Genomic DNA, 9,954 nt, shown 5'->3' on the forward strand with positions numbered 1-9,954 from the left:
ATGGCAAACCTACGCGACATCAGGAAGCGCATCTCGTCGGTGCAGAGCACCGAGCAGATCACGCGCACGATGGAGATGGTCTCTACGGCCAAGATCCGTCGCGCGCTCGATCGCGCGATGCAGGCCGAGCCCTACAAGGCCGCGCTTACCGACGTGATGCTCACCGTTGCGCAAGATGCCGAGGTCGCGGGTAACAACCCCATGCTCAAACGGCGCGATGAGGTGCAGCGGGGCCTGGTGATCGTGATCTCGTCCGACCGCGGTCTGGCCGGCGGCTTCAACGTGGGCGCAGCCCGCGCCGCCGAGAAGATCATGGGGGGCTGGGAGCGCGCGGGCGCCAAGGCGGAGGTCATCACCTGCGGCCGCAAAGCGACCGAGTACTTCCATCACCATGACAACTTGGTGATGCACTTCGAGGGCAACTCGGCGGAGCCGAACCTCGAGGACGCGCGCATGATCTCGAGCTATGTTTGCCGCGCGTATGCGGCGGGAGAGCTCGATCGCGTGGATCTCGTGTACCACCATGCGCGCAATCGCGTTGACCAAGACCTGCGCGTGGAGCACCTGCTGCCGCTCGACCCCGAGGCCGTCGCCATGGCGCACGGTCCGCGCAAGAACGATACCGAGGGCCCGAGCCGCGTGTCCTCTTCGTTCAAGTTCGTGCCGTCGGCCGAGCACGTTCTCGGTGAGCTCGTTCCGAGCTACATCTTGACGGTCATCCACCAGGCGCTCATCGATTCGGCCGCTGCCGAGCAGGGTGCGCGCCGCAAGGCCATGCACTCTGCCACGGAGAACGCAACCGCCATCGTGGCGACGTTGACGCGCACGTACAACCGCGTGCGCCAGGCATCCATCACCACCGAGATCAACGAGATCGTGGGCGGTGCCTCAGCATTGGAGGAGCAATGATAGATACCAGCGTGAAGTCGGCCATCGAGGAGGCCGGACGCGTTCATTCAGCGGGTGAGGGGCGCATCGTGCGCATCATCGGCGCTGTCGTGGACGTTCAGTTCCCCGTCCAGGTGCCCGGCATCTACAACGCACTTACCGTCGAGGCCACGACGCCCATGGGGCACGTGAGCACGATTCTCGAGGTGGAGAGCCAGCTTCCCGGCGGCGTTGCCCGCTGTGTTGCCATGACCTCGACCGACGGTTTGCAGCGCGGCCTTATCGCCCACGACACCGGTGAGCCCATGAAGATGCCCGTCGGTCCGCAGACGCTCGGCCGTGTGTGGAACGTGCTGGGCCAGCCGGTGGACGGCAAGCCCATGCCCGAGGTGGAGGATTACTATCCCATCCATCACCCCGCGCCGCACTTCGACGAGCTCACCACCCAAACGGAGATCTTCGAAACCGGCATCAAGGCGGTCGACCTGCTCGAGCCCTACATCCGAGGCGGCAAAACGGGCCTCTTCGGTGGCGCCGGCGTGGGCAAAACGGTTCTCATCCAGGAGCTCATCAACAACCTTGCGCAGGAGCACAACGGTACGTCCGTGTTCACGGGCGTGGGCGAGCGCACGCGTGAGGGTACGGACCTCTACCTCGAGATGACCGAATCGGGTGTTATCGACAAGACGTGCCTCGTGTACGGCCAGATGAACGAGCCCCCGGGAGCCCGCTTGCGCGTGGGCCTCGCTGGCCTTACCGCAGCCGAGTACTTCCGCGATCGCGGGCAGGACGTGCTGCTGTTCATCGACAACATCTTCCGTTTCTCCCAGGCGGGTTCCGAGGTTTCGGCCTTGCTCGGCCGCATGCCCTCTGCCGTGGGCTACCAGCCTACGCTCGCAACCGAGATGGGAGACCTTCAGGAGCGCATCACCTCGACCAAGACCGGCTCCATCACCTCGGTGCAGGCGGTCTACGTGCCCGCCGACGACCTTACCGACCCGGCGCCCGCAACGACCTTCACGCACCTCGACGCGCAGACGGTTCTCTCGCGTAACATCGCTTCACTCGGCCTCTACCCGGCCATCGATCCCTTGGCGTCCTCTTCCGACGCGCTCGATCCGAGCATCGTGGGCGAGGAGCACTATCGTGTTGCGGTAAAGGTGCAGGAGATCTTGCAGGAGTACTCCGACCTCCAGGACATCATCGCCATCCTCGGTATGGATGAGCTTTCGGAGGAGCAGCGCCTCACCGTCGACCGCGCTCGCAAGCTGCAGCAGTTCCTCTCGCAATCGTTCCACGTTGCCGAGAAGTTCACCGGCAATCCCGGTGTGTACATTCGTGTCGAGGACACCGTGCGCAGCTTTGCCTCCATCGTTGATGGCGAGTGCGACGACCTTCCCGAGCAGGCGTTCCGCTATGCCGGAACGATTGACGACGTGCGTGAGCGCGCCGAGAAGATGAAGGCGAGCGCGTAATGCACGTCCGTATTGTGTGCCCCGAGCATAGCGCTTACGAAGGCGAGGCGGCCTTTGTCGCCCTGCCTTCGACCGATGGTGAGCTGGGCATCCTCCCGCGCCATGCGAGCGAGATCTGCACGATCAAGTCTGGGTACGTGCGCGTGTGCGACCAGAGGATGGGTGAGGTGAGCCGCACGTTCGCGGTGGATGGGGGCTATGCGCAGATTGCCGACGACGAGGTGATCGTGCTGGCAGAACGCGCCGAGGATCTGGCTTCGATCAACAAGGATGAAGTTCAAGCTCAACTTCAAGGTTTTGAAGAACAATTGAGCATCTTGTCAGAAGATGATGCACGCCGTGCCTATCTCTATAATGAAATCGCATGGTGCAAGCTCTTGCTTTCACAATAGAGCACATCGCACCGCTTTGTGATATCGATTGCATCATGCCCGAGGCGAACGTATCGCTTCGGGCATGGTCGTGAAGGAGTGGCACGTGAATATCATTCGCGTTCATGGCGGACACGCCATCGAAGGTGACGTGCATGTCTCGGGTGCTAAAAACTCAGCGCTCAAACTTATGGCTGCAACGCTTTTGGCGCCGGGCACCACGACGCTCACCAACGTGCCCAACATCTCTGATGTTCATGTGATGGGTAAGGTGCTCAAGGGGTTGGGCGCCACCATCGAGGTCGCGGACGAGCACACCCTCATCATCGACACATCGGCGGTCGATAGCTGGGAGGCCCCGTACGAGCTCGTCGCCAAGATGCGCGCCTCGACGGCGGTCATGGGCCCGCTTCTCGGGCGCTTCAACCGCGCGAAGATCGCCATGCCCGGCGGCTGCAATCTCGGTGCGCGCAAGATCGACATGCACATCCTCGGCCTCGAAGCGCTCGGCGTGCAGTTTGACACCGATCACGGCTACATTCATGCCAATGCGCCCGAGGGCCTTACCGGAACCATGGTCTCGCTCGAGTTCGCGAGCGTTGGCGCAACGGAAAACCTCATCATGGCGGCGGTGCGCGCCCAGGGCACCACGACGATCGATAACGCTGCTCGCGAGCCCGAGATCGTCGATCTCGCCAACATGCTTAACGAGATGGGCGCCAAGGTGAGCGGCGCCGGTACGCCGGTTGTCACGGTCGAGGGCGTCGAGGAGCTCCATCCCGTCGTGCACCAGGTGATCGGCGACCGCATCGAGGCGGGCACGTTCATCGTGGCCGGCGCGCTGGCGGCGGGCGACCGCGGCGTTGCCGTTACCGGCTTCAACCCGCAGCACCTCGGTATGGTGCTTAAAAAGCTCGAGCTCATGGGTGTGAGCTACGAGCGCGTGAACGGTGGCATTCGGGTGTGGCGAGCCGAGCATCTGCGCCCCGTCGATATCCAGACGCTGCCCTTCCCGGGATTCCCGACCGATATGCAGGCCCAGGTCATGGTGCTTTCTGCGCTTGCCGATGGCAACTCCATCATCACGGAGAACATTTTCGAAAACCGCTTCATGTTCGCATCCGAGTTGGTGCGCATGGGTGCCAATATTCGCATCGAGAGCCATCACGCCATCATCCATGGCGTGGAGCGCCTTTCGGGAGCGCAGGTGGTTTCACCCGACCTTCGCGGCGGCGCGGCGCTTGTGCTCGCTGGTCTTGTGGCGGAGGGCGAGACCGATGTTTCGGCCATCCACCACATCAACCGCGGCTATGAGCGGTTCGTTGATAAGCTGACGGGACTGGGGGCGCAGGTTGAACGTGCTTCTATACCCGACCCGATCGAGGATTAGGCAGGTAGTTGCATGGGTTTGCGTCGAAAGAAAGCCGTTCAGCAGTCAAGGCGAACATCGTCGAGCACGGCGAGCCGCATCTATAGCCGCGAGAACGTTGGCCGTTATTCCGAGCGCGCTCGCAAGCGCCGTCGCGGCCGCATCATCCGCCGCAGCATCGTGTGCAGCCTGCTCGTCATGCTGATCACGGCGGGTACGGCCACGGCGATCTGGTTCAACAGCATCGTCTCGCGCCTGAACGACGCCGGCATCATCACCGACGAGCTGCGCGCCGTTCTGGCGGATTCCGACGTTGCCCGCGAGCCGTTCTACATGCTCTTGCTCGGTACCGACGGGCGCCCCGGCGAGACCGCGTACCGTACCGACTCGATTATCCTGGCGCGCATCGACCCCACGGGCAAGCAGGTTACGCTCATCTCGGTGCCGCGCGACACCAAGGTTGAGTACAAGGGCTCCACCATGAAGATCAACGCGGTCTTCACCTACGGCGCCGCCGATGACGGCAGTGGTGCCGAAGAGATGGTTCAGGCCGTCAACGAGCTCTGCGGCGTCGAGATCTCGCAATATGCCGAGATTAACTTCGATGGCATGAAGGCGCTCGTGGATGCCGTGGGCGGTATCGATATCTACGTGCCCGAGGGCGACGAGGTCGACGACCCCGAGGCCGGACCGGTGACCATCGAGGCGGGGCAGCAGCACATGGACGGCGAGGCCGCGCTCACCTTCTGCCGCGCGCGCCATCAGTTCGCCGACGGCGACTACACCCGTATGCGCCACCAGCGCATGGTCTTGGGCGCGCTCGCCGACAAGATTTTGAACAACCTCGATATCGCGACGATCCCCTCGCTCGTCGAGTCACTCGCCGACATGGTTCATACGTCGCTTTCGGTTTCTGACATTATCTCGCTCGTGAACGCGATGCGCGGTATGGACGTCAACGATATGTACTCTGCGAACATTCCGTCTTGGGCAGGCGAGGATACCTACATCAATGGCCAGAGCTACGTGTTCGTATACGAGGACGCCCTCGAAGAGATGATGGCCCGTGTGGATGCCGGCGAGGATCCCGAGGGGCCGCAGACCATGGGCTCGGGCGGCGATGAGTCCGCGACCATTGGCGACCTGTATAACAACAGCAACACCGACTGGGCGCGAGGCACCGCGACGACAAGTGGCGGATCGGGCGACGACGAGAGCTCGGGCGAGTCGTCGGGCTCGAGTTCTTCGAGTTCTGAATAACGCCTTATGCAAGCGGGCGGGTGGAAGATCGTTCCACCCGCCCGCAATCGTTTGAGGCGTTTATGTTGTTGCGCTCACGCGCCGCCGCTCATGCCGCGGGTCCGTCAAGGGTGGATCGCCGGCGTTTCCCTAGGCAAAGCGTTTTACCAGCGCCTCGAGCACATCGACCATTTTCTCGAGCGACGAGACGGGGATGAACTCGTTGACCCCGTGGAAGGCGTAGCCGCCGGTGGATAGATTGGGGCAGGGGAGCCCGCGGAACGAGAGCTGCGCGCCGTCGGTGCCGCCTCGAATGGGAAGCACCCGCGGCTCAACGCCCGCTGCGGCGAAGGCTTCCTGGGCGGTCTCGATAAGCTCGGGGTACGCTGAGACGATTTCTGCCATGTTGCGGTATTCCTGCTTGATGTCGATGGACACGCGCTCTTCGTCGAGCTCGGCATTGATGAAATCGACCGCGCGCTGCATCAGCGCGAGTTTTTGCTCGAACAGGCTCCGGTCGTGGTCACGCACGATGTACCGGGCAGTTGCATGCTCGCACGTGGAAGAGACGCCCAGCAAGTGGATGAAGCCCTCGTAGCCCTCGGTGTGCTCGGGGCGCATATGCGCGGGCAGCATGTCGTGGAACATGACGAATAGGTTCGAGGCGTTGATCATGCGGTCCTTGGCGTCGCCAGGGTGGATTGAATATCCGTTGAACGTGACGGTGGCCTCGGCAGCATTGAAGCACTCCCATTCGAGCTCGCCGATCGGGCCGCCATCGACGGTATAGGCATAGGTGCAACCGAAGCCCTCGATGTCGAGGAGCGCGGCGCCATGGCCAATCTCTTCGTCGGGGCAGAAGCAGATGCCGAGCGCCGGGTGCGGCAGCTCGGGGTGGGCGCTCAGACGTGCGACGAGCGCCATGATTTCGGCAACGCCCGCCTTGTCGTCGGCTCCGAGCAACGTCGAACCGTCGGAGCAGACGAGGTCCTGACCAACCAGGCTGTTGAGTGCCGGGAGCTTATCGGGGCCAATCGTCACGGGGACGCCGTCAACGACTCCGCTCACAAGGTTGCCGCCTTCATAGTGCACGATGTGCGGCTTTACGCCAAAGCCCGAGACGACCTCCGTCGTGTCGAGATGGGCGATAAGGCCGAGGGCCGGCCGTCCTTCCGCTCCGGCGCTGGCGGGGATCCGGGCGGTCACATAGGCGTTCTCGCTCACGGCAACCTGCTCGGCCCCTAGCCCGCGGAGCTCATCGGCGAGCAGGCGGGCAAGATCGAACTGAATGGTGCTCGAGGGCACCTGGTCGGCATGTTCGTCGCTCGACTGCGTGTCAACCTGCACATAGCGCAGGAAGCGCTCGAGAACGTCTGAGGATGCGCGTTCGGATTCTTCCATGATGCCTCCTTGTTATAAGGGTAATCTCCGTTCTTCTACTCTAGCAGCTTAGGCAGCAGCGGCGGGTGCCCGTACGCTACGGGTTGGGGTAGAATCGCCAGTAACACAACAAGATGGGAGCAAGATATGGATACCACCGAGCGCTCGCGCGAGCTGCACCTGACGATGGCGAACGAGGATTATCTGGAATGCCTGGTTCGCATCGAGCAGGAAGAGGGAGCCGAAGACGGCGTGCGGTCCGTTGACGTTGCCAAGCGCCTCAACGTTTCCAAAGCATCGGTGAACAAGGCGGTTGCCGCCCTCAAGGCGCAGGGGCTTGTCGATCAGTCCCACTACGGCAAAGTCATCCTTACCGACCAGGGCCGTGAGGTTGGCACGGCTGTATGGTATCGCCATCGGCTTATCCGCACGTTCCTCGTGAGGGAGCTGGGGGTTGATTTCGAGCGCGCTGATTCCGAAGCCTGCATGATGGAGCACGCGCTTTCCGAGGACACCATGTCTCGATGGCTCGCATATCTCGAGCAACAGGGCGTTACGGTGGAGAGCTAGCCCATGCAGAGCCGGGACGCCGCCAACGATTCTGCCGAGTACTACAATCGCGCAGGCGCTGCCGAACTCATGCGGCGCCTGTCGGACGAGACTCTTCTCATGCAGGGTCCGATGGGCAGCATGCTCATGAGCGAACCCGGCGCCGAGGATATCCCACCGGCGTTCTGGAACCTTGCAGAACCGCAGGCAGTTCGGCGCATCCACCAACTCTATGAGGCGGCGGGCGCCCAGGTGCTGCTTACCAACACCTTTCAAGCGAGCGCGCCCGCGCTCGAACGAGATGGTATCGCGCCGTCTGCGGCGGAGGTCAATCGCGCTGCCGTGGATAATGCGCGCGCCGCGCATGGAGAGGTGGTCGTTGGGTCGATCGGCCCCTGCGGCATCGAATGGATGCGCGAGGATTCCCCGGAGTTCCGGGCGGCGCGCGCGGCCTATCGAGAGCAGGCCACCGCTCTGTTGACCGCCGGCGTGGACGCGGTGATGCTCGAGACGTTTTGTTCCATTCGCGACCTTCAGCCGGCACTTGCCGGCGCCGTGGACGCTGCTTGGGGCATGCCCATCATGGTGAGCTTTGCCATCAACGAGGATGGGAAGCTCTTGGGGGACGGCCTCACCATAGAAGGGGCGGTTGTGTTCGCCGAAAAACACGGGGCTCATGCGGTGGGCGTCAACTGTTGCTCCATTGCCGCCGCCGATGCGGCGGTGCCCCGTCTGGTTCGGGCGGCGCGCACGCCCGTCATGGTTCGGCCGAATGCAGGTCTCCCGCTGCGGGCTGAGGACGGCTCGCTTGCATGGCATGAAGAGCCCCTGAGCTTTGCGAACGCCTGCATACGTTGGCGCGAGGCGGGCGCGCATCTGGTTGGCGCCTGCTGCGGGGCCACGCCGCGCACGACGGCGGCCATGTCCGACGCGCTTCTATGAAACCCATGAGCTTGCAGAAATAGCGCATTGCCGAGAGCCGTTTGCTGGGTATACATGAGTTCGTGCGTGCGCGGGAACGTTACCCGCCTGCATTGCCGGAACGACTCGACCCACAGCCGTAGGGAGTGCGTGCGCCATGAGCGCGATCATACATATAGAGAGCGATGGATGGAAATCGCGTCTCGACGAGGATTTCACCGAGGAGAATGTCGTACGTATAGCCGATGCGGCCGCGCGCGTCTGGTCGCGCACCGCTCCGGGGGCTATTGTGTATGTTGCGTACGATGCCCGCCCGGAAGCGGAGCGCTTCGCCTGCCTTGTCGGCCGTGTGCTCGCGGGGTACGGTCTTGCCGCGATGGTTTCCGATCGGTTTGCGCCAACTCCGGCGCTCGCGTGGACGGTCGCCCACGATAACCGCGCGTGCGGCGGTATCATGGTTACGGGCTCGCATAATCCTTATGACTACCTCGGCATCAAGCTCTATATGGATGACGGAGGCATCGCGTCCGCAGAATTTGCCGAGGAAATCGAGGCGAGCATCGAGGGCGAGCCCAGCGATGTGCGCGGTCCCATCGAGCGCCGCGACATCGTGCTGCCGTATCTCGACGACCTCTGCACGCTTGTGGATGGCGACGCCATCTCCCGTGCACGCCTCACCGTGGTGGTCGATCCGCTCTACGGTTCGACTCGAACCTATCTTCCGGCCGTTATGGGTGCCTTAGGCATCAATGTGGTTGAGATCCACGCCGAGATGGACGAGGGCGCAGAGGACATGCACCCTGAGCCCGTCGAGCCTTGGGTCGACGACTGCGAACAGGCCGTGGTCGAGGTGGGGGCCGATGCTGGGCTGGTAAACGATGGAGACGGCATCTGCATGGCGGCAGTCGATGGTGCAGGACGGTTCATTACGCCGCACCAGATCATCGCGCTTCTTCTCGAGCACTTGCTCGTTAATCGTAGCGAGCGTGGTCGCGTGGTGCTTGGCATCTCCTCGTCGGTGCTGGCGCGGCGTGTCGCTAAGAGCTACGACTGCCGCGTTGTGGTCAAGCCGGTTGGCTTCCGACATATATATAAGGAGATGTGCAAGGGCGACATTCTTCTGGGCGCAGAAGAGGCGGGTGGCATCGCGCTCGGTTCGCACATGCTCGAGCGCGACGGGCTTCTGGCCGCGCTCCTTATATGTGAGCTCATGGCGAAATCGGGCAAGACGCTCGAGCAGTTGGCGGACGATCTTAGCAAGACATACGGGAAGACCTGCTATGCGCGGCGCGACCTTCGCGTAGAAGCGGAAGTCATTGATGTGTTCCGCACGATGCTCCCGGGACTCAATCCAAAGACAGTAGCCGGACGGGAGCCAGTGCAGGTAAGCCATATGGATGGCCTGAGGCTGGAGTTCTCGGATGAATCGTGGGTGCTGCTCAGGCCGAGCCGCACAAAGCCTGTTGTTCGCGTCTATGCGGAAGCGCCGAGCATCCAAGAGCGCGATGAGCTGCTAGAGGCGGCATGCGATATCGCACGTGGGGAGGCCGGTATTAGCGGTTTTTGATTTTTCGGACAGGTCACGTTCGGCAAACGGTCGGTTCTAGTAGGCAGGCGGCGCCAAACCACTATATATAGTAGGAAAAGTCCTCTAGAGATCGCCAATTATGTAGGAAATGTGAACCCCCGATTCCCCCTTGCGCGGGGGCCGGGAGGCTGGCATTATATCTCCTTGCCGCGCGGGCCGGAGCGCCCGCAGGCA

9 protein-coding genes are annotated in these 9,954 nt (G+C 62.6%); 8 read left to right on the forward strand and 1 reads right to left on the reverse strand.

Features of this window, described 5'->3' with window-relative positions; all coding sequences use genetic code 11:
• The 5 genes from atpG to AC1VS5_RS03860 all read left to right on the forward strand — a co-directional run bounded on the left by atpG (position 1) and on the right by AC1VS5_RS03860 (position 5,363).
• A complete protein-coding gene (gene atpG, locus AC1VS5_RS03840) occupies positions 1–909 on the forward strand; it encodes an ATP synthase F1 subunit gamma (RefSeq protein ID WP_481217744.1) in 909 nt (302 codons plus the stop codon).
• Complete coding sequence (atpD, locus tag AC1VS5_RS03845) at positions 906–2,363, forward strand: F0F1 ATP synthase subunit beta (RefSeq protein WP_481217745.1); 1,458 nt, start codon at positions 906–908, stop codon at positions 2,361–2,363. Before atpG ends, atpD begins: the two co-directional genes overlap by 4 nt.
• On the forward strand, positions 2,363–2,755 hold the full coding sequence (gene atpC / locus AC1VS5_RS03850) for an ATP synthase F1 subunit epsilon (RefSeq protein WP_019127346.1): 393 nt from the start codon (positions 2,363–2,365) through the stop codon (positions 2,753–2,755). The genes atpD and atpC overlap by 1 nt, the downstream gene beginning before the upstream one ends.
• Before the next feature lie 85 nt (positions 2,756–2,840).
• Positions 2,841–4,124: a UDP-N-acetylglucosamine 1-carboxyvinyltransferase gene (gene murA, locus AC1VS5_RS03855; RefSeq protein WP_481217746.1), complete on the forward strand. Its 1,284-nt coding sequence runs from the start codon at positions 2,841–2,843 to the stop codon at positions 4,122–4,124.
• Positions 4,125–4,136: 12 nt separating this feature from the next.
• The gene (locus tag AC1VS5_RS03860) at positions 4,137–5,363 is read left to right on the forward strand and encodes an LCP family protein (protein WP_481217747.1); all 1,227 of its coding nucleotides are present in this window, start codon (positions 4,137–4,139) and stop codon (positions 5,361–5,363) included.
• A gap of 129 nt (positions 5,364–5,492) precedes the next feature.
• Here AC1VS5_RS03860 and pepT read toward each other — a convergent pair whose 3' ends face one another.
• Entirely contained in the window at positions 5,493–6,743 is a 1,251-nt protein-coding gene (gene pepT / locus AC1VS5_RS03865) for a peptidase T (RefSeq protein ID WP_481217748.1), read from the reverse strand.
• Between the two features lie 126 nt (positions 6,744–6,869).
• On the opposite strand from pepT, the gene AC1VS5_RS03870 reads away from it, so the two are divergent.
• The 3 genes from AC1VS5_RS03870 to AC1VS5_RS03880 all read left to right on the forward strand — a co-directional run bounded on the left by AC1VS5_RS03870 (position 6,870) and on the right by AC1VS5_RS03880 (position 9,759).
• Positions 6,870–7,292, forward strand: a complete 423-nt coding sequence (locus AC1VS5_RS03870; RefSeq protein ID WP_019127342.1) for a metal-dependent transcriptional regulator — start codon at positions 6,870–6,872, stop codon at positions 7,290–7,292.
• Positions 7,293–7,295: 3 nt separating this feature from the next.
• Positions 7,296–8,213, forward strand: coding sequence for a homocysteine S-methyltransferase family protein (locus AC1VS5_RS03875; RefSeq protein ID WP_481217749.1), 918 nt, complete (start codon positions 7,296–7,298; stop codon positions 8,211–8,213).
• 136 nt (positions 8,214–8,349) lie between these two features.
• Positions 8,350–9,759 (forward strand): phosphohexomutase domain-containing protein, encoded by a 1,410-nt coding sequence (locus tag AC1VS5_RS03880; protein WP_481217750.1) that lies wholly within the window; start codon positions 8,350–8,352, stop codon positions 9,757–9,759.
• The last annotated feature ends 195 nt before the right edge of the window (positions 9,760–9,954 follow it).

It is taken from the genome of Enorma sp., assembly GCF_982429025.1.